The organism is Micromonospora sp. NPDC048898 (genome assembly GCF_043198035.1).
In the GTDB taxonomy this organism is placed as follows: Bacteria; Actinomycetota; Actinomycetes; order Mycobacteriales; family Micromonosporaceae; genus Micromonospora.
Window position 1 is genome coordinate 23,739 of sequence record NZ_JBICUF010000018.1, and the last position, 21,950, is coordinate 45,688.

Consider the following 21,950-nt stretch of genomic DNA (forward strand, 5'->3'; position numbering starts at 1 on the left):
CAAGGCTGTTGACCATGACAAGGCTGAGCCGTCGCATCTTCGTCCTCGGTGGACTCGTGGCCGCCGGCGTCGCGGTGACACCCCGCCAGGGTGCCCGCGCCGCGGTGCCGTACCCCTTCAAACTCGGTGTGGCGTCCGGTGACCCGGCGCCCGACAGCGTGGTCCTGTGGACCAGGCTGGCACCGTCGCCACTCAACGCCGACGGACAGGGCGGCATGGCCAACGCGGACGTGACAGTGGAGTGGCAGGTGTCCACCACCGACCGGTTCACCTCGCTGGTCGCCTCCGGCTCGGTGACCGCCCGCTACGCCGACGCGCACTCCGTGCACGCGATCGCCGGTGGGCTCGCCGCCGACTCCGACTACTACTACCGATTCCGGGCCCAGGGTCAGATCTCCCCGGTCGGGCGGACCCGGACCGCCCCGGCGCCCGGCACCTTCGGCCGTGACCTGGTGATGGCCTTCGCCTCCTGCGCCCACTACGAGGCCGGCTACTACACGGCGTACCGGCGGATGGCCGAGGAGAACCCCGGACTGATCCTGCACCTCGGCGACTACATCTACGAGGGTGGCGTCAACACCTCCGCGGTCCGGCAGCACGTGGGTGCCGAGATCGTGTCGCTCGCCGACTACCGTCGCCGGTACGCGCTCTACAAGTCCGACCCGGACCTCCAGGCGGCGCACGCGGCGGCACCCTGGCTGGTGGTGCCGGACGACCACGAGGTGGAGAACAACTACGCCACCATGGTCCGCGCCGACAGCAGCCCGACGCTGACCGCCGCGCAGTGGACGGCTCGGCGCACGGCCGCGTACCGGGCGTACTACGAGAACATGCCGCTGCGGCCCGCCTCCGCCGCCAGCGGCAACAGCATCCCGCTGTACCGGCGGGTGCGCTGGGGACAGCTCGCCACCTTCCACATGCTCGACACCCGGCAGTTCCGCGACGACCAGGCCTGCGGTGACGGCTGGAAAGTCTGCGCGGACGCCGACCTGGCCTCCCGGTCCCTGACCGGCGCGAACCAGGAGGCGTGGCTGCTCGACGGGCTGGCCCAGCGCTACGGCACCTGGGACATCCTCGGCCAACAGGTCTTCTTCGCCCGCCAGTTCGACGCGAGCGGCGCGGCGAGCATGGACGCCTGGGACGGCTACCGGGCGTCGCGCGGCCGGATCCAGACCGGCTGGCAGCAGCGCGGGGTGCGCAACCCGTTGGTGCTCACCGGGGACGTGCACCGGTCGTGGGCCAACGACCTCAAGGCCGACTACGCGAACCCGTCGTCGGCCACCATCGGCACCGAACTGGTCTGCACCTCGATCAGCTCGACCGGAAACGGCACCGGCAGCACCACCATCCCGAACGCGGCGACGAACCCGCACCTGAAGTTCTACTCGGACCGGCGCGGCTACGTGCGTACCACGATCAGTCGCAGTCAGGTCCGCGCGGACTTCCGCGCGGTGAACACGGTGACCGAGCACGGCGCCGCGGCGTCCACGGTGCGCTCGTTCGTCATCCTCGACGGCCAGCCCGGCCTGCAGGCCGGGTAAAGGAGAACCACCATGACCGCAATCACGTCACTGCTCGCCGCGTCCCTGCTGGTCGGAAACCTGGCAGCGGCCCCGATCGCCGTCACCGCCGAGGCGGTCACCTGGACCACCGCGAACAGCGTGGCCACCGGCGACCAGGACCTGCCCGGCATCGCCATGAACCGCAACGGCCAGGTCGCCGTGGTCTGGGAGGACGACCGGGACAGCACCGCGCCCGAGGACGACACCCACAGCGAGATCTACCTGCGCCTGTTCCGCGACGGCACGCCCGCGTACGAGCTGAAGCTCTCCGGCGGGGGCACCAGCGGGGCCGCCTGGCGGCACATCAGCCCCGACGTGGGGCTCGACGACCGGGGCAACGCCGTGGTGGTCTGGGCCGCCGACGGCGACGGCAACGGCGTCTACAACATCCAGTACCGGGTGGTGTCGCCCAGCGGCGCGGTGCTCGGCTCGGGGCAGGCCAACGCCAGTGACGCCGGGCAGCAGATCTGGCCGAAGGTGGCGGTCGACCCGGACGGCGCGCCGACCACCGCCGGGGTCGGCTTCACCGTGGTCTGGGAGGACGTCCAGGGGACCGCCCCGGCCACCGTGAACGCCGCCGGCTACACCGCGGCCACCACCAAGGGGTACGAGGTGACCGCCTCGCAGACGACGGGCGCGCACCACCGCCCCGACGTGGCGGTGTCCGCCGCCGGTGAGGCACTCGTGGTCTGGGACGAGGACGCCGACGCGAACGGGTCGTACAACATCGGGTTGACCCGCCTGGCCCGGTCCAACGGCGCCGTGGTGCTGTCGCGGCGGACCGCCAACGCGCAGAGTGGCGGGCAGCAGCAGCGCGCCTCGGTCGCGGCGAACGTCGCCGGGGACTTCACCGTCGGGTGGGAATCCGACCACACCGGCACCCGAGGTGTCTGGGCGCGGTCGTTCACCTCCGCCGGCACCGCCCGGCACGACGAGGTCCAGGTCTCCACCGGTGCCGGGGCCGGCACTCCTGGTGTCGGCATCGACGACCAGGACAACGTGGTGGTGGGCTGGACGGTGTCGGGCACCAACCCGGACGTCTGGGCGCGGGGCCTCAACCCGGACGGCACGTCCACCGGTCGCCTGGCGGCCCAGGCACTGAGCCAGACCACGACCGGCCGGCAGGAGCAGTTGGCCATCGCCGCGTCGCCGTGGGGAGAGGTGAGCGTCTGCTACACCGACGACAACGACGGCAACGCCTTCGACCAGGTGCTCCTCGGGTTGGGGGCGACGAACTCGACCTGGTTGATGTCCGCCGACGAGCTGCGCCGGCTGAAGGCGCGGGGAAGTCCGGCGGTGGGCTGAGGCGGGCAACCACGGCCGGCGTGATCCACTCGGGTTCGGTGACGTCGCGGTGTCCCGCTACCGGGGACACCGCGACCTCGGCACAACCGAGTCGATCACGTTCCGGCGGCGCGGTCGGGCTCGCCGCTGACGCGGGCCGCCTCGTCCCGGGAGGACGACGAGGACGTGACGGCGCGCAGAGTGATCGACTGGTCGGCGTGGTCGACCTCGAACAGCGTCCCGGCCGGGAAGGCCGCCAACGTCTCGGGCGGCAACTGGATGGTGCCGTCGCCGGCCACCACGGCGAAGTCCCGGCCGTCGCGCCCCTCGGCCCCGACCCGGCCGTCCCGGATGGTGACCGCTCGGCCCAGCCGGGCACCCACCTCGCCGTCGTGGGTCACCACGACCACAGTGGTGCCCCGCTGGGCGTTGACGGTGGCCAGCGCCGCGAGCACCTCGTCCCGACCGGACGCGTCGAGCTGGATGGTCGGCTCGTCGACCAGGAGCAGCCCGGGCCCGGCCGCGAGCCCCTGCGCCAGCGCGGCCCGTTGACGCTGCCCCGGGGTCAGGTCGCCCACCCGCCGCGCGCCGGCACCGGCGAGGCCGACCAGTTCCAGGATCGCCTCCGGCGGATCGAGCCGGCGCCCGGCGAGGCGTGCCGCGGGTCGCTGCGCCAACCAGACGTTGCGGGACAGCGACACGTACGGCAGCAGGTTGCGCTCGGCGCCCTGCAACACCGTGCCGACCGTGGCCCCGCGAAGGGCGGCCAGGCCCTTGGCGGAGAGTCGGGACAGCTCGTGGTCGCCCACGTACACGCGCCCGGCGGACGGCTGCATGAGCCCGCCGAGGATCGCCACCAGAGTGGACTTTCCCGAGCCGGACGGGCCCACCATCGCCAACATCTCGCCGGGAGAGATACGCAGGTCCACCCCGGAGAGGGCCACGACATCGCCGCTGGCGGTGGGGTAGATGTGGATGAGCCGGTGGCAGGTGACGGCCACACCCGAGCGGGTGGCGGTCGTCGGCTCGTCGTGCGGCTCGGCGGTCACCGGCCGCTCCGGCGGCTCGGCGGTCATTGGCCGCTCCGGCGGCGCACCGAGGCGGCGACGACCCGACCGAGGACGACCGCGGTGAGGGCGAACAGCGTGACCGTGGGCACCACGAACACCAGCAGACGGCCGATGTCCGGCGAATCGGGGATCGGGACCGGGGAGCGGCCGTCACCGAACAACCGCTGCCCGCTCCGGGTGAGCAGCCAGATCACCACGGTGACGAGACCACCCGACACGGCGGCGACCGCGACCGGTAACCCGTAGCCGCCACGGACGGCGCGTGACGACAACCCCTGCCGTCGCAGCGCCACCAACATGGCCACCCGGGTACGCTGCTCGGCCGCCGCCATCGCGATCAGGCCGGCCGCTCCGATCAGCACCCCGGCCAGCGCGGCGAACAGGTTGAAGCGCAGCGCCAACGCCGGAGCCTGTCGATCGAAGTCCTGGCGAACCCCGGTGATCGTCCGCTCATCGACGATCGCCAGACCCTGGGCGCGAAGCCGGTCGAGGACGTCGGCGGGTGCGGTCGCGGCCAGCCACACCTCCGTGGTGCCGCTCTGGCCGGAGACCGCGAGTCGATCAGCGTATTCCAGGTCGGCGATCAGACCCGCGCCACCGAGCTGCGGCAGACCGTCGGCCACGCCGTCGACCCGGGCCGTGGTCGGCGCCCCGTCGACGCCTTCGTACGGATGAGCCTGGCCGAGTGGCGTCCCCTCCGACCGGGTCAGATGGACGGGCAGCGGGAACGGCGAGTCGGCAACACTGATGCCGGCCGTCCCCGGACGCCTCTCCCACATCTGCAGGGCCAGCGCCGGGGACGCACCGCCGGTGGCGCTGAACTCCGAGTCCCTCGTCGAGCCTCGCCACCGCCTCAGATCGGCGAACTGCGTACCGGTCAGCACCACCGTGTCGGTGCCGTCATCGCCGCTGCGCAGCTCCTCGAAGTGGACCGTCAGGTCCTGCCACAGCACCTGGGCGACGACCTCTATCTTCACCAGGCGGCACTGCGCCACGCACTCGGGCACCTGAAGGACGTACCCGTCGCGGCCAGGCGCGATGCCTGCGCCGGTGCCGACCACCCGGGTGCCGTTGGCGCTGGAGACGGTCACCGCGAGGCGCGGCTGGTTCCCCCCGAAGAGATCCGGGTCGAAGCTCGTCGACAGAACAACGGTGAGCAGTCGCCCCCGCAGCAGCACCGGCTCCCCGGGTGGAGCGGGGCGGATGGTGCGCGCGACGTCCGCGAGGGACACTCCGTACGACGGATGCGGCACGGCCACCGTCGCCAGCCGGGCGGAGTCCACGGCGAGCACCGGTGCGCCGCCGTCGGGGAGTGTTCTCGTCACGACCGCGGCCATCGCGAAGCGACCCTCGGGATCAGCCTTCCGCACGGCCGTCAACAGGTGCGAACGGGACGTCGCGTCGACCTCGACCACGCGCGGCGCGCCGACCTCCACGACCGCCCGATCGTCGTAGGCGGCCGAGGCGAGCTCGTTCATCGCCGCCGTGAAGGCGAGCATGGCGACAGCGACGGTGAGCAGCGCGATCAGGGGCCGGAACCGCGGTTGCCGGGCCACCTGCACCAGGGCGAGGCCGACGGCGGTGCGGCCCCGCCCCAGCAGTGCCGCACCCACCGCGGCACCGGCCAGCATCGCGACCCGTGCCAGCAACACGGCCGCGGCGAGCGCCCCGGCGACAGGTGCCACGAGTGCCAGCCCGCTGGGCGACCCGCCGGAGCGCAACTGCACCACGGCGGCGACCGCGATGGACACCGCGACGACGTCGCCGACTGTGGCCCGCCATCCCCGTACCCGCGCCGGCACCCGACGGAGCAGGTCGACGACCGGTGCGGACAGCATCCGAGCCTGGGCCAGCAGCACCGCGGCGAGCGCACCGGCGGCGCCGATGGCGGCGAAGGCGACCACCACTGTGGCGTCCAGCGTGACGTCGGCGTGGGCCGGGAGGGTGTGCGCGGCGAGCAGTGTGGCGGCGGCGACGCCACCCAGGCAGCCGAGGGGGATCGCGACCAGCGCGGGTACGGCGTGTTCGCCGATCGCCAGTGCCCACAGGCGTCGGCGTTGCACCCCGCGGAGCAGGAGCAGGCCCTGCTCCGGTCGCCGCTGGTCCGCCGCCGACCCGACCGCGACGAAGAGCACCAGCCAGCAGAGCAGCACGAGCAGCCCGGCGCCCAGCGTGACGCCGTCGGCCAGTTGCCCGCGTTGCCGCTCGATGCGGTCGAACAGGCTGGTCGTGGTGGTGCCGGCCCCGAAACCCTCGTGGTTTCCGTCCCGCTGCAGCTTCATGACCGCGGCCCGCAGCTCCGGCATGGACCGGCTGTCCAGCAGCTTCTCGGTGACGTAGAGGTCGGCCGTGGACCGGTGCAGGATGACATCGTCATCGCGCAGGGGGGCGGCCTCGGCGGTGAAGATGGCATCCTCGGCGCTGCCCGGGATCGACGTGCCGGGGGAGCCTCCGGAGGCCTGCCGAATGAGTTCCCCGCCGAGCCAGAACGGATCTGTCACGTCCAGCGGTCGGTAGATGCCTGTCACCCGTACCGGCACCTCGGCGAAGGTGAAGCGATCGCCGACGGCGACACCGAGCCGCGCGGCGGTGTGCGTGCTGACCATGACCTCGGGGAGCTGACCCCTCGAATTGGCCCGGGGGCAGGCGCCGGTCACCGCGACCCGCTCACACACCCCCGCTCGGAAGATCAGGCTGGTGGTCACCTCGCCGGCTCGACCGGCGGCGACGCCACCGCTCTGCGCGCCCAGGACGACGTCGAACCCGGCCGGCGCCAGCCGCTTGACCGTGGTGGTGAAAACGGTGTTGGTGGGGTCAGCGGGCAAGCCCGGATATTCGACGCCCTCGGCGAGCCGGATGCGCAGCTCGTTGGGCTCCGCGGTGGACATCTCATACCGGGCCAGTGCCTGCCCGGCCGCGGCGACGTAGCTCGGTGCGGCCGCCGCGGCGGCACTGGCGAGCACCGCGAGCAGGAGCACCGCCAACGCGTGTGCCCGGCGGGCCGCGAGCGCACCCCAGATGACGGTCAGCATTGACGCCGAGGCTATCGACCCGGCCGCCGGCCCGCCGCCCCGCGCGGGTGGACCGAGACCTGCCGGTTATCGCGGGCCTCAGTCGCGGAGGATCTCCACCCGCCCCTCGACGAGGTGCACCTCCGCTTCGCAGGCGGCGGCCACCTCCGGGTCGTGGGTGGCGAACACGACGGCCGCGCCCCGCCGCGCCTCGTCGTGCAACAGGTCCAGAACCCGCCGCCGGTTACCCGCGTCCAACTCGCTCGTCACCTCGTCGGCCAGCAGCACGCCGCCGCGCAGGGCCAGGCCGCGGGCGACGGCCGTACGCTGCTGTTGGCCACCGGACAGCTCCTCGACGAGTTGGTCGGCCTGACTCGCAAGGCCCAGCAGGTCCAGCATCGCGGCGGTCTGCCGCCGGGCCTCGGGTGGTGTGACGCCGTCGGCCACGAGCGCCACCTGAAGGTTCTCGGCGGCGGTGAGGATCGGGGCCAGGCCGTTGTCCTGTGGGATGAGCACGATCCGGTGCGCGACCGCGTGATCGCGGTCGCGCAGTGGCTGCCCGTCGACAGTCACCGACCCGTCCCGTGGCCGCAGCAGCCCGGCCAGGGCGTGGAGCAGGGTCGTCTTGCCCGCGCCCGACGACCCGGTCAACGCCAGGACCCGCCCCGGCCGGACCGTCAGCGTGATCTCCCGGAGGACGGCCGGCGCGGCGCCGTAGCCGACGGACACCCCGTGCGTGCTCAGCATGTGCCACCGCCCCTTTTCCGGCACCCAAGGATCCGCAGACTGCCACGGCGGGCGGACCCGCACAATCCCGTCGATCCGCCAGCGATCCGACGTGGTCAGTCGACCCGGGGTCGCCGCTCGTGGCCGACCAGGGCGACGAGGAAGGCCGTGAGCAACCCGAGAGCGGCCAGCACGGGCAGGGTCCGGGCGAGGGGCATCAGGAGGAGGACGAGGCCGATCGCCACGAGGTGGCCCGGCGAGCTGTGTACGGTCAGCCGGAGGAACAGCAGTCGGCCGGTGAGATAGAGCGCGGCGCCGCCGTAGAGCACGAGGATGGCCGACCAGCTCATCGGCTCCCCGCCGAAGTGCCGGGGTCGTGTCTGCTCCGTCGGGTTCGCGAGGATCAGGTGGATGCCCAGGGCGAAGTAGACGGCCCCGGCGACCAGCGGTAGGTGCGCCAGCGTGTAGGCGTCCGACGCCAGTTGCTGGCGGCGGCGGGAGCGCGGCGAGGCCGAGGTCAGCACCTTCGCCGCGGCCGGTGCGACGCCCACGAAGTAGAGCCACCACAGGCAGACGGTCGCGGCGAAGCCGAACACCGCCGCCAGCAGCACCGGCCAGGCGAGCATCGACAGACCCGCGCCGGCCCCGGCCGACAGCAGAGACTCACCGAGCACGATGATCAGTACCAGACCGTGGCGTTCGGCGAAGTGCGCCCCGCTGCGGACCTCCCCGAAGCTGGCGGCGGTGGCGATCCGGCCGCCGCCGTAGTCGACGAGGAACGCCACAGTCCACAGCACCGTCTGCGTGGTCCCGCCGAGGACGGCGCCCACCAGCAGTGGGACCCAGGCGAGCGTGGTGGACACGGCGAAGCGCAGGGTCTGCCGGCGGTACTGCGGGTTGCCGGACGAGGAGTAGGTCATCAGGCCGAGGTGCAGCCCGCGCACCACGACGTAGGCGATGGCCAGGGTGAGCGGCGGGCTCAGCGCGCCGTCGTGGCGCTGCCACGCCTGCGGGATCACCAGCGCGGCCACGAAGATGGCGGCCATCGCCGCGAGCATCCCGGCCAGCACCGGGCCGTTGTCCGCACGGACCTGATTGCCGAGCCAGGCGTAGCAGCTCCACGCGTACCAGAACCAGAGCAGGAGCAGTAGCCCCTGGTAGAGGGTGAGCGGCCCCAGCGACTCCGCCATGAAATCGATGAGCCGCGTCAGCGCGAACACCAGAACCAGGTCGAAGAAGATCTCGAAGGTGGTGGCCCGGTGTGCCTCCTCGACCAGCACCGGCCGGGACCGGTGGACGCGGCTCATCCGCTCATCCTGGTCTGTTTCGCGGCTCGTCGGAGGCCAACGCCCGGCTCCGGCGGAATCAGTCGAAGAGCAGGTCGAGGTGGGCGTCCAGCGCGCCGAGCGCCTGCTCGGCGGTGTACTGCCCACCCAGCAGGTACAGACCGAGACCTTCCATCAACGCCAGCAGGCCGGCCGCGGCGGCGGCACCGTGACCCTCGGGCAGGACACCGGCGATGAAGGCGGTGAACTGCGCGGTGTCCTCGCGCAGGCGGGGCTCGGCCGACGGTCGCACCGCCGTGTAGGCGAGGAACGCGAGGGCCACCCGGCCGTCGTCGCGGGTCTTCTCGTCCAGGGGCAACAGGGCGGCGAGCATCGTCCGTAGCAGCAGCCGAGGCGGCGGGGCGTCGCCCAGTGGTGCCAGCGCCTCGGTGATCCTGACCTGGCTGCGTTCCCGCACCACACTCAACGCGAACGCCATCATCTCGTCCTTGGTGCGGAAGTAGTGCTGGACCATGCCGGCGGACACACCGGCCTGGGCAGCCACGTGGCGGAGGCTGACCGCCTCCAGGCCCTGATCCGCGGCGACCCGCATCAGCGCGTCCGCGATGAGGGTGCGTCGCTCCTGGTGATCGACCTTCTTGGGCATGGCCTCGATCGTTTCACAGTGGGTGACCCGGACGTCCCGCCAGCGGCGGTGGTTACCGGCTGGCGGTGGTGCTCGCGGGGGTGCCCCGCGCGCTGCGCAGGAGGCCGTCCGGGTCGTCGGCGTACAGCCGCAGCTCGTTCACCGGCAGGGAGCCGGTCTTCGACAGGTCGACGGTCAGCGGCCGGCGCAGCAGGACGTCGATGCTGGTCTGGCTGCCGACCGCGATGGACACCACCCGGCGGTCGCCCTCCTGCTCGACCTGCACCGACCTGCTCGACGGCAGCGACCGGTAACGCTTGCGCAGGGCCTCGATGTCGGTCCAGGGGATCTGGATGTCGATGCCCGAGCTGAGGCGTACGCGCAGACCACGGTCGCCCACCACGTGCGGATGGATGGTCATGCTGGCGAAGAGCCCGATCATCCAGAGCAGACCCCAGACGCCGAGGCCGAGGACGATCCAGCGGGCCGGTCGCCACGGCACCACGTGGGTGACGACGACATCGAAGATGGGGATCTCCACGACCGACAGGCCGATGAAGATGCCCAGGATCGGCTTGACCACACCGAGGTAGCCGAACGGCTCGTCGCCGGGTCCCAGCGGCAGGGGGCGGCGCCGGGCCCAGACGTACAGGCTGCGCCAGGTCGCGGCCTCGGCCTGGGCCGCCCGGCGCAGCAGCGAGCCCACGCGAGCCGGGGTCGGTGCCTTCGTGTCGGTCATGGTCGTCCTTCTCGGTAGGGTGCCGACGGTCAGTGCGGCGTGACGGTTCCGGCGCCACCGTCCACGGTGACGAGCTGCCCCGTGGCGATCGTCCGGGTGGCGTCCGGCACGCAGATGACCGCGGGAATGCCGTACTCCCGGGCCACCGTCGGGCCGTGCGCCATGATCGCGCCGGTCTCGGTGACCACCGCCGCGGCGGTGAGGAACAGCGGGGTCCAGCCCGGGTCGGTGGTCGCGGCGACCAGCACGTCCCCGGGCTCGACGTGGGCGGTGGCCGGGTCGTGGACGACCCGGGCGGGGCCGGTCACCCGGCCCGCCGACGCGCCCACGCCAACGAGCGTCCCGTCGCCGGTGGGTGCCGCCGGCAGGACGGTCTCGACGTCGGTGCCGTCGGAGAGCAGCGCCACCGGCACGCTTCGGCGGCGCAGCTCCCGGCGGTGCACGGCACGTCGGGCGGTGACGGTGCCGCGCAGATCAACACCCTGGTGTACGAGGGTGTGCACCTCGTCGAGGGTCAGGAACATGATGTCGTCGGGCTGGTCCAGCAACCCGGAGCCGTGCAGGTCGGCGCCGATGAGCAGCAGTTGGCGGCGCGTCTCGCGCAGCGGGTACAGCCCGGCGAACTTGCCGGCCTCGCGCAGGCCGGCAAGGGACCGCGCCCGGCGCAGCAGGAACCCGGCGATACCGCCCCGCACCGGCCGCCGACGGCGGGCTCGCCCGACCAGCTTCTCCAACGCCGCCTCGGCTGCCGCGCTGGCCCGCTGGAAGCGTTGGTCGGGGCCCTGCCGTGGATCGGCGACCCGCAGGTAGTTGGCGACCGCGGCGAAGACCGGTGTCGGATCCTCCGCCCAGCGCGGCACGCCGAGGTCGACCTCGGCGATGCCCCGGTGGCCGTAGACGTCCAGGAAGGCGGTCATGCCGATGTCGGGCAGCGTGCCGCGCAGGTGGCGCGCGGCCAGCTCGGCCGGCGGGGTGTCGAGGAGGAGTTGGCGGTGCTCGCCGGAGGCCTGGGCGAGCCGCCACAGGGCCAGGTCCATCTCGATGGTGACGTTGTGCGGCATCCCGCCCAGCACGGCGTGGATCTCGTCCGGGCCGGCGATCCCCTTGAGCAGCGTGGTCGGCAGCGCGGCGGCGAGCATCCCCGCGACGATCGGCCACATGATCGCGTCGGCGCTGTCGTCGGCGTCGTTGGCCTGCACGAAGCGCAGCCGGTCGGCGGCGGTCCGCAGGTCGGCGGGGGCGGCCGAGCGTACTCGGAGCTGCTCGATCGCCTCGAACATCCGCATCCGCGCGGCCTCGGGGCGGGCCAGAGCCCGCAGGATCCCCACCACCGCGCGGCCGGCCGTCCGCAGCGACGCGGCGCCCTGTGCCCGGCCCCGCGTGGTGCGGCCACCGGTCGGGGCGAACCGGGGATCCGCAAGCACGTGCCGCATCACCGCCTGGGCGCGCGGGCCGAAGTCGACAGCCAGGAGCTTCACCAGTCGCCTGCGGGCCGAGGAGTCCCGCGCCAGGTCGGTCAGGTCGCCGTAGAGCCGGCCACCGATGTCGACGATCTCGACGCGGATGCCGAGCGCGGCGAGCATCCCGGCGATCTGCGTCCGCAGGGTCGACATGCCCATCGGCGTGACCGGTTGCAGCATGCCCTGGACGTGACCGAACTCCAGGTAGACGCGGGGGAGGGGCTTCTGCGTCTCCGGTGGGAGGGGGAACAGGCTGGTGATCGGCCGGGACTGCAGAAGCCACCGGACGCCGTCGGCGTCGATCGCCCACTCCACGTCCTGTGGGCAGCCGAAGTGGGCCTGCAACCGTTCGCCCGTGGCGTGCAGGTCGGCCAGCTGCGCGGACGTCAGGCAGCCCGTGTCGTCGCGCGCGACGCCGTCGAGGACGTAGTGGTCCACGCTCGCCGCCCCGTCCACCACCGTCGTGCCGAGGCCCGCGGCGGCGTCGACGGCCATCTCGTCGCGGCGGCCGGTCAGCGGGTTCGCGGTGAACAGCACCCCCGCCACCGTGGGCGTGATCATGCGTTGCACGACGACGGCCATGTGCACCGTCTGGTGCTCGATGTCGCGAGCGTCGCGGTACGCCCTCGCGCGCTCGCTGTGCAGCGACTCCCAGCACTTCTCGATGGCGGCGATCAGCTCGGCGGTGCCCGTGACGTTGAGGACGGTGTCCTGCTGCCCGGCGAAGCTCGCGTCCGGCAGGTCCTCCGCGGTGGCGCTGGAGCGCACCGCGACCGGGCCCGCCCCGAGTCGCTCGTACGCGGCGACGACCTCGGCCGTGGGGAGGACGCCGAGTCGGTGCGCCTCGGCGGTGACGCAGAAGCCGTCGGGCACCCGTTCGCCGCACCGGATCAGCTCGCCCAGCCCGGCCGCCTTGCCACCGACCAGGTCGACCAGGTCGGCGGTCGCCTCGGACAACGCGATCACCCGCATCGGAGCCTTCTCTCGTTGCAATTCACTCGTATTGCTTCCCACCGTAACGCCTTTACGATGCAACTGCAATGTCACCCGGTCATGGTGTGACCGGCGGTGGCGAGGCGTTGTCGGCGTCTGTCATCCTCGGGACGGTGACGACCGGCAGCCCGACCACAGCCCGCTCCCACCGCCGCGCTCTTCGCGTCCTCATCGGGGTCGTCGCGGCGGCGGCCGTTCTCGGTGTCGCGCTCGTCGTCGTGCCGATGCTGCGACCGGCCGGGCCGCGCCCGCTCTTCCAGTTGCCGGTCACCTGCGGCGAGACGTGGCAACTCGGCACCTACCCCGGCCACGACGACTACGACGTCGACCTGTTCCCCGTCGAGGGGGAGGCGTGGGGGCGGCCGGTGCTCGCGTCCTACGGCGGCACGGTCACCGAGGCGGGCATCAACGGGTCGCTGGGCGGCCGTAACCCGGAGAACCCGGAGGGTCCCCGCGGGCGCGGCGGCGGCTACTGGGTGAAGATCGACCACGGCGGCAAGTGGGAGACGCAGTACCTGCACCTGCTCGAAGCGCCGCTGGTCGAGGTCGGGCAGCAGGTCGCCCAGGGCGATCAGCTCGGGCTGGTCGGCAGCACCGGCAACTCCGGCGCACCGCACCTGCACTACGAGCAGCGGCGCGGCTGGGAGAAGGTCGAGACCCACTTCGACGGGGAGCCGTCGGGCATCACCACCGACGAGCGCGAGTACACGGTCCAGCGCACCAGCGGCAACTGTCCCCCCGGGGTCTCCTGAGGACTGCGGTTTGCCCGGCCCGGTTCGGGGCACTGATATCCGAGGAAGATTTCGGACGCAGGGAGGAGCCGGCCATGGTCAAGGGTGACGTCGACACGTACCACGAGAACGGGCAGTGGAAGAACAAGGCCGAGGGCAACGAGCGGGCCAGCAGCACGCATGACGTGAAGGCCGACGCGCAGGCCCAGGGCCGGGACATGGCGGCCGACCGTGGCGTCGAACACGTGGTCAAGAAGCAGGACGGCACGATCGGGGAGAAGAACACCTACCCCCGCAGCCGGGATCCCCGCGACATCGAGGGCTGACACCCTCCCACCCGCAGCCGCGCTGGCCCCGTCGACTCCGCGTCGACGGGGCCAGCGCGTTCGGCTCCCCGTTGCCGCGGGATACCCGGCCATCCACGCCGATTGTCCGATAAAGTCCGAATTGGGACTGAAGTGGGTGTGGGAATGAGGTGGGCATGGTGGTACCGAGCCGGCGCGGATCATCGCTTGTCGTGCTGGTGCTCGCCCTGACCGTGGGTGCCGTGGTGGTCGCGCCCCGGCCGGCGGCGGCCGTCGGGTCGGTCCTGTTCGACCAGCCGTTCCACAACAACACCGCGAACGGCATCGGCGCGGTGGCGGTGCCCGGCGTGCCGGCCGCGAACGCCAGCAACGCCGCCTGCCTCAGCGCGGCCGGCAACTCGACCACCGGCCCGTTGCTGAGTTGCACCACGTCCACCGATCCGCAGGGCGCGGGCAAGCTGCGCCTCACCCCGGCCGTCGCGAACCGGCAGGGCGGGGTGTTCGGTGCGGTGAGCGTGCCCACCTCCCAGGGACTGCACGTCACCTTCAACACCTACCAGTACGGCGGCGTCAGCACCGGAGCGGACGGTCTGGCGTTCGCTCTGGCCGCGGTCGACCCCGCCAACCCGCGGTCCCCGACGGTGATCGGCCAGTCGGGTGGATCACTTGGCTACTCCGCGGCGTTCAACGGCGCCTCGGTGGGTCTGTCCAACGGCTACCTGGGCATCGGGCTGGACGTCTTCGGCAACTTCAGCAACAGCCTCTACCAGGGCACCGGTTGCACGAACCCGCCCTACATCTCGACCACGAACACCCGGGTGCCCGGCCAGGTCGTGATCCGCGGACCGGGCCGCAACGGGGTCGGCTACTGCGCCATCAACAGCACCGCCACCACCACCTCGTCCCCGCCCGTGGCGTTGCGAGCCACCACCCGGGCCGCCTCGGTGGTGCCGGTCGAGGTGGTCGCCAACACCACCTCGTCCCCGTTCACCACCGACACCGGTATCGCCGTACCGGCCGGGGAGTACCGGGTCCGGTTCACTCCGGTGGGCGGCGCGGCCCGGACCCTGGCCGGTAGCCTCCCGGTCGTCTCGCCGAGCCTGTACCCGTCGCCGACCTGGCTGAACGCCAACGGCTACCCCCGCCAACTCGCCTTCGGCTGGGTGGGCTCCACCGGCTCGGTCACCGACTTCCACGAGGTCGACAACGCCCGCGCGGTCACCTTCGACCAGGTGCCGGACCTGAACGTGGCACAGACCAGCTCGGTCGCGGCCAGTCCCCAGCCCGGTGACCCCGTCACCTACTCGATCACCGCCGGGGTCGATCCCGGCGCGACCGAGACAGCGCCGATCTCGGTCACCCAGACCGTGCCGGCCGGAGTCGTGCCGCGGGCCGCCTACGGCACCGGCTGGGTCTGTGCCGCACCCTCCGGACAGAGCATCACCTGCACCAACAGCAACGGCCCGTTCGCCGGCGGAAGCTCGCTGCCGCCGATCACCGTCGTCGCGACGGTGACCGGAACCCAGGTGACGCCCGCACTGATCCAGACGGCCACGGTGGCGACCTCGTCCTCGATCGACGCGAACCCGGGTTACTCCGCCGGCACCACACCCGTGGTGCCGGCCACCGCACCGAGCGGCGTCACCGTCACCCCGGCGCAGAGCGCGATCTCCGGGGGCATCGCGGTCACCGTCGGCGGGAGCAACCTCACCGGCGCGACAGCGATCACCATCGGTACGACAGCCGAGCAGCAGGCCGGTACCTCGGTGCTGCTGGTGCCGTGCACGTCCGGCCCGGCCGCCGGCTGCTTCACCGTGAATCCCGACGGCACACTCGGCATTTCCGCCATGCCCGCGCGGTCCAGCCCGGCGACGGTCACCGTCAGCGTCGTCACCCGAGGCGCCGCCGGATCGGCGAGCTACGTCTACGCCGCCGCGCCGGGCATGCCGGCCACGCCCACCGCTGTCGCGGGCGTCACCAGCGCCACCGTGAGCTGGACCGCGCCCGCGAGCAACGGCAGCCCGATCACCGGGTACCTGATCACGCCGATCCGGGACGGGGTCACCCAACCCACGCTCTCCTTCGACGCCTCCACCACCAGCCGCACGGTGACCGGGCTGACCGCCGGCTCGTCGTACGCCTTCCGGGTGGCGGCGGTCAACGCGTACGGCACCGGGACGGCGAGCCCGGCCTCGGCGGCGGTGGTCCCGTACACCCTGCCGGGCCCACCGACGATCACCTCGGCCACCGCCGGCACCAATGCCGCCACGCTGAGTTGGACCGCCCCGGCCAACGGCAGCTCGGCGATCACCGGTTACACCGTGACGCCGTACCTCGACGGTGTGGCGCAGACACCGCAGACCTTCACCGGGGCCGCGACCACCCAGATCGTCACCGGCTTGACCGGCGGCGCCACCTACACCTTCCGGGTGGCCGCGACCAACGCCGCCGGGACCGGCCCACAGTCGCCGCCCTCCGCGTCCGTGCCGGTCAACCCGTCGCCGACGCTGACGTTCGCGCCACCCCCGCCCGGCCGGGCGTACGACCCGTACCAGTACCAGTTGACGGTGGCCGGTGGCACGAGCCCGTTCGCCTGGTCGATCAGTGCCGGGAGCCTGCCCGCCGGGCTGACCCTCGACCCGGTCACCGGCCTGCTCTCCGGCACGCCCACCGTGGCCGGGACGTTCGCGTTCACCGTCCGGGTGACCGACTCGTTCGACCAGGCCGCGACCCGCCCGGTCGAGCTGGTCATCAGCCCACTCGGCGGGCTCTCCATCAGCGTTCCGGCGCTCTCCCCACTCGGGACCGTCACCTCGGATTCGACAGGCGTCTCGGGTCACCTCGGCCCGGTGACCGTGACCGACGACCGCGGCCCGTTCTCCGGAAACTGGGTCACCGTCGTCTCCAGCACGAACTTCACCACGGGCTCCGGCACGGGTGAGGAGACGATCCCCAACAGCAACATCACGTACGCCTCCGGGCCGGCCCTCGCCACGACCGGCGTCGGGACGTTCCTCCCCCAGCCGGGCGTGGTGTTGGACATGCCGCGGACGGCCGCCGGCTGGTCCGGTCCGGCCGGTGACCCGAACTCCGTCACCTGGGACCCCACGCTGTGGCTGGCGATCCCGTCCGCGGTGGTGGTCGGCGACTACGTGGCAGTCGTGACGCACTCGGTCATCTAGCTACCGCTACCGCTGTCGCACCGAGACCGGCGCACACGTCGCTGCCCGGCCGTCCCTCGGGGGGACATGACCGGGCAGCGACGTGCGGGCTGTGCGAGTCAGGCCAGCCGGGTGCGTTGCCGGCGGACGAGATACCAGCCGGCAAGGGCGAGCAGCGCCAGCAGGGCGATCCCGCCGGACGCGTAGACCAACCACCGCGGCCCGGTGGGCGTCGCGACAGCCATCGGCGCCGCGACGGGCAGGCTGATCGTCCCGGTCGCGGTGCGTTCCACGGTGCCGCTGACGAGCTTCGCGTGCACGTCCCAGACCCCCGCGGGCAGGGCCTGGTCGACCTCGACCCGGACCTGGCCGCTCTGGCCGCTCTGGCCGGGCAGGATCGTCACACCGTTCGTCACCTTGAACGGGCCGGCCCGCACTGCCTCCTTCTGCAGCGTCACGGTGCCGGTCATGTCCAGCGCGCGTTGGCCGGTGTTGGTGACCTTCGCGGTGACGACGGGAAACTCACCGGAGCCGGGTTCTGCCGCCAGCCCGTCGATGCGGAAGTCCGTCGGCGGCTCGCCGCCGGGACCGACGTCGAGGTAGACCCGGATGCCCACCCGATGGATCTGGGTGACGTTGCCGGTGCGCTCCTTCGCGCTGGTGACCTGCGCCCAGATCGCGGCGTACCGCTCGCCCCTGGACGCCTTTCTCGGCACGGCGATCTCGACCTCGACCGGCCGCCGCTCGCCCGGTTCCAGGTCCATCGTGGCGGTCTTCAACCGGATCCACCCGCTGAGTTCGTTGCCGGTGCGCCCGTCGGGCACGGTGAAGGCGTTGTCCTCGACCGACGCCGCGCCGGAGTAGAACTCGATCTTCTGCGACTCACCGGAGGTGTTCCGCACCTCGACCCGGCGGTTGATCGTCGTCCCGGGCGTGAGGTGGTCCACGATGTAGACCCGGGCCCGGGGATCCTGCATCCGGCTGGCCGGGATGTCCAGCATCCGGATGCTGATCGTGGCCTCGTCGGCGGGCTCCTGTCGCTGCTCCCGCACGGCAACGGCTGGCGCCGCCGAAACCCCGAGCGCCACGAGGGCGACCGAGGCCAGCAGCGCCAGCCGGCCGAGCGGCTCAGAACACCGAATGTGTCACCGTCCCGGTGTAGACACCCTGGACGGTGCCGTCCGGGATGACGACCGACAGGGTGGGGTTCCAGCTCGCGAAGTTGTTGCCCGTCCCCCCGGTGTGGCTCATCGCCGTCTGGGGAACGTTGATGATCACCTGCTGGGCCGAGGTGGGCTGGCCCGGCGTGAAGGTGCCGCCACCGGCGGTTCCCGTCGCGGGGCCGGACCAGTAGAGGACGTTGATGACCGGAATCGTCTCCCCGGAGGAGCCGCCGCCGGTGACGAAGTCGGTGGAGACGACGGAGGCGGTCCAGTTGGGGGTCAGCGACCCACGCTGGTCCAGCACGGTGACCGGGCCGAGTTGACCGGTGACGGTGGAGCCCTCGACGCCGTGCCCGATGTTCGCCGTGGCCGGCACGGTGATCGAGAGGCCGCCGGCGGCGTCGACGGTCAGGGTCACGATCGTGCTGCCGGTGGTGTCCGCGGCGGCCGGTCCGGCGAGCGCCACGACGGCGGCAACGCCGGCCAAGCCCGCGAGAATCTTTCTACGCATGAGTCTCCTCTGTCCTGGAATCGCCCTTCAGCGGCAGGTCAGAGCATATCTAGGATGAAAGCCTCATATCGGACGATCGGCGCGATCGTTGTGGCCGCCCGACCCGGCCGACCGCCGAGCCGGAGGTGACCGGTCAGGCCGGCACCACGTACGGGAAGCTGGCGGCGCGGGCAGCCCTGGTGACGTCGGGAGTGAGGCCGGACGTGGTGCCCGTGTTGAGCACCAGGGAGAACATCACCTCGGGTGCGTTGTCGGCCATGCCGCGGCCGTTGCGGACCGCGAAGCCGTAGTTGGCCGCCGTGCCGACCTGGTAGGACAGCAGGTCGGGGTACAGCTGCCGGGCGACGCTCCAGCCGTACGCCTGTGGGTCGGGGGCGGTGCCGTTCGCCTTGACAACGCCGGCGACGGCGGTGGCGATCTCCTCGCCGTCCTCGCTGAGGTCCCTGCTCGGGTGCCGGAAGTTGGCCGGGTCGGAGAAGTCGGTGTCGTGCGGCCAGAAGATCGGCCACATCATGGGGTGGCCGGCGCGGTTGACCTGCCGCCATCCACCGGCGTCGGTGGCCAGCATCGTGCGGCACCACACGCCGATCTCGGTGCCGTCGCGCAGCAGCGGCTCGTCGTGGGAGACCTCGAGGACTATCGACTCGACTGTCGTACCGGCGAAGCTGTTCTTGGCCTGGTCCACCCGCCACGCCGAGCGGTCGACAGGTGCGCCGTTGCGCACCGCGCCGTTGATGGTGGCGAGTTCGTCGAGGTCGACATAGAACGGGTCGGTGATCCGCCCCGCCCAGACCCGGACGTTGCCGCCGGTCGACACCTCGCCGGTGTGGCCCTCGGCGATGGGTGTGCCCATCGCGGCGTCGTCGCGGGCATCGGCTCCGGCAAGCTCGTACAACTGGAGGGCCTGCCTGCCGTCGCCGTCCGGCTCGCCGAAGGCGAAGCGGTAGGCCAGCCCCTCCACCTCCGCGCCATTGAAGTGAATCTTGATCTCGTAGCGCGCCTCGGCGTGGAAGCCGCGCCTGATGTCGGCCCTGGTCACCGAGCTGTTGACGTCCATGACGAACACCGTGGCGCGGTCGCCGTCGAAGACGTACAGGTCGTCGATGTAGAGCTGACCGCCCTGGGCGGCGAGGGGGGTGTCGAGATGGTGCGACATGAGCTGGCTCCCGAAATGCCGGATTCTGGACGTATCCGAACATAGCGGGGCGTCAGGCGGTCTTCGTCCTATCGGGGTAAACCCGGGTCGGGGACGGGGGTGGGCCGCCCGGAGTCGCTGTCGGACGGCCCACCCGCTCGTGCCGGCGTCGTCAGACGCGGGACCACTTCTGGTTGGCGGCGCCAAGGCAGTCCCACAGGTGCAGCTTGCCGCCGTTGTTGGGGTTGGCCTCGCGCACGTCCACGCACCTGTTGGCATTGAGGTTGACCAGGTCGCCAGCGGCGTTGAGGGTGAAGCGCTGCGCGGTGTTGCCGTTGCAGCTGACCAGGTTGACCTCGGTGCCGTTCGCGGTGCCGGCCCAGGCGGGGTCCATGCACTTGCCCATCGCGCGGACCGTCCCGTCGGAGGCGAAGGTCCAGGCCTGGGCGGCGGTCGTGTTGCAGTCCCAGATCTGCAACTTGGCGCCCTCGACCGGGTTGGCGCTGGGGATGTCGATGCAGCGCCCGCTCTGCGCACCCCTGATCCGGCTGGTGCCCGGTGCCGGGTCGCCACCACCGGGGGTGTAGCTGGAGACCCGGACGTAGTCGACGAGCATCTGCTGCGGGAACTGCGTGGAGCCGTCCGGGTAGCCGGGCCAGTTACCGCCCACCGCCACGTTGAGGATCATGAAGAAGGGGTGGTCGAACACCCAGCGGCTGCCGCCGAGTCGCGCGGGATCGACCCGGTGGTACTGGACCCCGTCCAGGTACCAGGTGATCACGTTCGGCTCCCAGTCCACCCGGTAGGTGTGGAAGCCATCGGCGAGCGGTGCCCCGATGGTGCGGCTGCCGGTGATGCCGCCACCGCCGGAGTAGCCGGGCCCGTGCACGGTGCCGTACACGGTGTTGGGCTCCCGGCCGATGTTCTCCATGATGTCGATCTCGCCGGCGTCGGGCCACCCGCCGCCGGTGCCGAGCATCCAGAACGCCGGCCAGATGCCCTGGCCACGCGGAATCTTGATCCGGGCCTCGAACCGGCCGTAGGTCTGGGTGAAGGTGGCCGCCGAGAGCAGCCGCGCCGACGTGTACTCGCAGCGCCCGTAGTGGCACTGGTAGTTGGCGGGATTGTCCCGGCGGGCCGTGATGACCAGGTTGCCCTGGCCGTCGTGCACGGCGTTGCTGGTGCTGTTGGTGTAGTACTGCCGCTCGTTGTTGCCCCAACCGCTGCCGCCGATGTCGAAGCGCCACTTCTTCTGGTCGACGGGTGTGCCGGCCGGCGAGTTGAACTCGTCCTGCCAGCTGATCGGGCCGATGGCGGCCTCGGCGCGGTCGGGGTTCGCCGGGACGAGCGCGCCGACCGTCGCGACCAGGGCGGCCGCCAGGAGTACGAGGGGGCGAGAGCGGAGGCTGGGGCGGGCTGTGAACACGGGAGGCTCCTCGGCGGGAAAGTGACGGGAGGCTGCACGGCGAGAGGACGGAGAGCGCTCTCCAAAGAGAAGCATGTCGATATGGAGACTTTCTGTCAAGAGTGTTTCCAATAAGCCCGCACGCTCCTCGTACGGCAGTCGTCGCGGGGCTCCCAGATGGACCGACGAGCGTCGGGTGGCCCGTCTGGCTGGCCCGCACCGCGGACGAGTGGTACTCGACAGCTGTCGAATCGACACTTCCTATTGCCGTGGGGCGTCCACCCGGGACAGGATGACGAGGCGTGCCGGAAACCTCCTCGTAACCCGCACGCTGCTGGTCTCTGTCACAAGGAAGTGGGAGTCAGTCATGAGTGACGCGTCGACGGCGCTGGGTGTGCGCCTCTACCCGGACCTGGTCGAGCGGGGTGGTCTGGCCCCCGCCCTCGTCGAAACCGGCACCCGACACGGGCTCGACCTGGGCCGGGTCACCGCCCCGGAGCAGGGGCGCGGCCGGTTCACCTGCGCCGAGCTGCACTCCGACCAGGGCGTGGTCTGCGTGACGCTGGGCTCGCAGGCCCGCTACTTCATGATCGACCTGCGGGTCTCGGGCGAGGTGCTGGCACGTGGCGACGTGATGGACCTGTTGCAGGTCGCCAGGGTGGCCGCGGCCTGGCGGGCCGGGCTGACCGTCGCCGAGCTCACCGCCCAGTTCCCGTTCATGGAGGAGATCACGCACCGCCCGGCGCCCGTGGCCCAGGTCAGCTAGGGCCTGGCCACGTCGGC

General features: G+C 72.0%; 17 protein-coding genes. 6 read left to right on the forward strand and 11 right to left on the reverse strand.

Annotation, left to right across the window (positions count from 1 at the left end; all coding sequences use genetic code 11):
* Nucleotides 1–14: 14 nt before the first annotated feature.
* Together ACGFIQ_RS31125 and ACGFIQ_RS31130 are read left to right on the forward strand one after the other, a co-directional pair.
* Nucleotides 15–1,541, forward strand: coding sequence for an alkaline phosphatase D family protein (locus tag ACGFIQ_RS31125; RefSeq protein ID WP_393249057.1), 1,527 nt, complete (start codon nucleotides 15–17; stop codon nucleotides 1,539–1,541).
* Nucleotides 1,542–1,553: 12 nt separating this feature from the next.
* Nucleotides 1,554–2,867 carry a hypothetical protein gene (locus ACGFIQ_RS31130; RefSeq protein ID WP_393249058.1) on the forward strand — a complete coding sequence of 438 codons (1,314 nt, stop codon included), beginning with the start codon at nucleotides 1,554–1,556 and terminating at the stop codon, nucleotides 2,865–2,867.
* A gap of 95 nt (nucleotides 2,868–2,962) precedes the next feature.
* Here the strand turns inward: ACGFIQ_RS31130 and ACGFIQ_RS31135 are convergent, their stop codons facing one another.
* The 7 genes from ACGFIQ_RS31135 to ACGFIQ_RS31165 form a co-directional block, all read right to left on the reverse strand.
* Nucleotides 2,963–3,922, reverse strand: coding sequence for an ABC transporter ATP-binding protein (locus tag ACGFIQ_RS31135; RefSeq protein WP_393249059.1), 960 nt, complete (start codon nucleotides 3,920–3,922; stop codon nucleotides 2,963–2,965).
* Nucleotides 3,919–6,948, reverse strand: coding sequence for an FtsX-like permease family protein (locus tag ACGFIQ_RS31140; protein WP_393249060.1), 3,030 nt, complete (start codon nucleotides 6,946–6,948; stop codon nucleotides 3,919–3,921). The genes ACGFIQ_RS31135 and ACGFIQ_RS31140 overlap by 4 nt, the downstream gene beginning before the upstream one ends.
* 78 nt (nucleotides 6,949–7,026) lie before the next feature.
* On the reverse strand, nucleotides 7,027–7,674 hold the full coding sequence (locus tag ACGFIQ_RS31145; RefSeq protein WP_393249061.1) for an ABC transporter ATP-binding protein: 648 nt from the start codon (nucleotides 7,672–7,674) through the stop codon (nucleotides 7,027–7,029).
* Nucleotides 7,675–7,769: 95 nt separating this feature from the next.
* On the reverse strand, nucleotides 7,770–8,960 hold the full coding sequence (locus ACGFIQ_RS31150; RefSeq protein WP_393249062.1) for a low temperature requirement protein A: 1,191 nt from the start codon (nucleotides 8,958–8,960) through the stop codon (nucleotides 7,770–7,772).
* Nucleotides 8,961–9,018: 58 nt separating this feature from the next.
* Complete coding sequence (locus ACGFIQ_RS31155) at nucleotides 9,019–9,585, reverse strand: TetR/AcrR family transcriptional regulator (protein ID WP_393249063.1); 567 nt, start codon at nucleotides 9,583–9,585, stop codon at nucleotides 9,019–9,021.
* 52 nt (nucleotides 9,586–9,637) lie between these two features.
* Nucleotides 9,638–10,303: a hypothetical protein gene (locus tag ACGFIQ_RS31160; protein ID WP_393249064.1), complete on the reverse strand. Its 666-nt coding sequence runs from the start codon at nucleotides 10,301–10,303 to the stop codon at nucleotides 9,638–9,640.
* 29 nt (nucleotides 10,304–10,332) lie between these two features.
* Entirely contained in the window at nucleotides 10,333–12,735 is a 2,403-nt protein-coding gene (locus ACGFIQ_RS31165) for a PEP/pyruvate-binding domain-containing protein (protein ID WP_393249065.1), read from the reverse strand.
* 68 nt (nucleotides 12,736–12,803) lie between these two features.
* Here ACGFIQ_RS31165 and ACGFIQ_RS31170 point away from each other — a divergent pair, with 68 nt between their 5' ends.
* The 3 genes from ACGFIQ_RS31170 to ACGFIQ_RS31180 all read left to right on the forward strand — a co-directional run bounded on the left by ACGFIQ_RS31170 (nucleotide 12,804) and on the right by ACGFIQ_RS31180 (nucleotide 16,974).
* Nucleotides 12,804–13,508, forward strand: coding sequence for a M23 family metallopeptidase (locus tag ACGFIQ_RS31170; RefSeq protein WP_393249066.1), 705 nt, complete (start codon nucleotides 12,804–12,806; stop codon nucleotides 13,506–13,508).
* Nucleotides 13,509–13,582: 74 nt separating this feature from the next.
* The gene (locus ACGFIQ_RS31175) at nucleotides 13,583–13,813 is read left to right on the forward strand and encodes a DUF2188 domain-containing protein (RefSeq protein ID WP_393249067.1); all 231 of its coding nucleotides are present in this window, start codon (nucleotides 13,583–13,585) and stop codon (nucleotides 13,811–13,813) included.
* 155 nt (nucleotides 13,814–13,968) lie between these two features.
* On the forward strand, nucleotides 13,969–16,974 hold the full coding sequence (locus ACGFIQ_RS31180) for a fibronectin type III domain-containing protein (protein WP_393249068.1): 3,006 nt from the start codon (nucleotides 13,969–13,971) through the stop codon (nucleotides 16,972–16,974).
* 98 nt (nucleotides 16,975–17,072) lie between these two features.
* Here the strand turns inward: ACGFIQ_RS31180 and ACGFIQ_RS31185 are convergent, their stop codons facing one another.
* The 4 genes from ACGFIQ_RS31185 to ACGFIQ_RS31200 form a co-directional block, all read right to left on the reverse strand.
* Complete coding sequence (locus tag ACGFIQ_RS31185; RefSeq protein ID WP_393249069.1) at nucleotides 17,073–18,041, reverse strand: hypothetical protein; 969 nt, start codon at nucleotides 18,039–18,041, stop codon at nucleotides 17,073–17,075.
* A gap of 40 nt (nucleotides 18,042–18,081) precedes the next feature.
* Nucleotides 18,082–18,627, reverse strand: coding sequence for a hypothetical protein (locus ACGFIQ_RS31190; protein ID WP_393249070.1), 546 nt, complete (start codon nucleotides 18,625–18,627; stop codon nucleotides 18,082–18,084).
* A 133-nt stretch (nucleotides 18,628–18,760) separates the two neighbouring features.
* Nucleotides 18,761–19,783 (reverse strand): DUF4331 family protein, encoded by a 1,023-nt coding sequence (locus tag ACGFIQ_RS31195; protein WP_393249071.1) that lies wholly within the window; start codon nucleotides 19,781–19,783, stop codon nucleotides 18,761–18,763.
* 151 nt (nucleotides 19,784–19,934) lie between these two features.
* Nucleotides 19,935–21,188 carry a family 16 glycosylhydrolase gene (locus ACGFIQ_RS31200; RefSeq protein WP_393249072.1) on the reverse strand — a complete coding sequence of 418 codons (1,254 nt, stop codon included), beginning with the start codon at nucleotides 21,186–21,188 and terminating at the stop codon, nucleotides 19,935–19,937.
* Nucleotides 21,189–21,534: 346 nt separating this feature from the next.
* Between ACGFIQ_RS31200 and ACGFIQ_RS31205 the strand changes: the two genes are divergently transcribed.
* Complete coding sequence (locus tag ACGFIQ_RS31205; protein WP_357523341.1) at nucleotides 21,535–21,933, forward strand: hypothetical protein; 399 nt, start codon at nucleotides 21,535–21,537, stop codon at nucleotides 21,931–21,933.
* Nucleotides 21,934–21,950: the final 17 nt, after the last annotated feature.

What these genes read in the sequence shown, in the direction of transcription:
- ACGFIQ_RS31150 (WP_393249062.1), bottom strand. Translation starts at nt 8,960, where the DNA reads ATGAGCCGCGTCCACCGGTCCCGGCCGGTGCTGGTCGAGGAGGCACAC.
- ACGFIQ_RS31125 (WP_393249057.1), top strand. Translation starts at nt 15, where the DNA reads ATGACAAGGCTGAGCCGTCGCATCTTCGTCCTCGGTGGACTCGTGGCC.
- ACGFIQ_RS31170 (WP_393249066.1), top strand. Translation starts at nt 12,804, where the DNA reads ATGTCACCCGGTCATGGTGTGACCGGCGGTGGCGAGGCGTTGTCGGCG.
- ACGFIQ_RS31135 (WP_393249059.1), bottom strand. Translation starts at nt 3,922, where the DNA reads ATGACCGCCGAGCCGCCGGAGCGGCCGGTGACCGCCGAGCCGCACGAC.
- ACGFIQ_RS31155 (WP_393249063.1), bottom strand. Translation starts at nt 9,585, where the DNA reads ATGCCCAAGAAGGTCGATCACCAGGAGCGACGCACCCTCATCGCGGAC.
- ACGFIQ_RS31190 (WP_393249070.1), bottom strand. Translation starts at nt 18,627, where the DNA reads ATGCGTAGAAAGATTCTCGCGGGCTTGGCCGGCGTTGCCGCCGTCGTG.
- ACGFIQ_RS31195 (WP_393249071.1), bottom strand. Translation starts at nt 19,783, where the DNA reads ATGTCGCACCATCTCGACACCCCCCTCGCCGCCCAGGGCGGTCAGCTC.
- ACGFIQ_RS31160 (WP_393249064.1), bottom strand. Translation starts at nt 10,303, where the DNA reads ATGACCGACACGAAGGCACCGACCCCGGCTCGCGTGGGCTCGCTGCTG.
- ACGFIQ_RS31180 (WP_393249068.1), top strand. Translation starts at nt 13,969, where the DNA reads ATGGTGGTACCGAGCCGGCGCGGATCATCGCTTGTCGTGCTGGTGCTC.
- ACGFIQ_RS31175 (WP_393249067.1), top strand. Translation starts at nt 13,583, where the DNA reads ATGGTCAAGGGTGACGTCGACACGTACCACGAGAACGGGCAGTGGAAG.
- ACGFIQ_RS31130 (WP_393249058.1), top strand. Translation starts at nt 1,554, where the DNA reads ATGACCGCAATCACGTCACTGCTCGCCGCGTCCCTGCTGGTCGGAAAC.
- ACGFIQ_RS31205 (WP_357523341.1), top strand. Translation starts at nt 21,535, where the DNA reads ATGAGTGACGCGTCGACGGCGCTGGGTGTGCGCCTCTACCCGGACCTG.
- ACGFIQ_RS31140 (WP_393249060.1), bottom strand. Translation starts at nt 6,948, where the DNA reads ATGCTGACCGTCATCTGGGGTGCGCTCGCGGCCCGCCGGGCACACGCG.
- ACGFIQ_RS31165 (WP_393249065.1), bottom strand. Translation starts at nt 12,735, where the DNA reads ATGCGGGTGATCGCGTTGTCCGAGGCGACCGCCGACCTGGTCGACCTG.
- ACGFIQ_RS31145 (WP_393249061.1), bottom strand. Translation starts at nt 7,674, where the DNA reads ATGCTGAGCACGCACGGGGTGTCCGTCGGCTACGGCGCCGCGCCGGCC.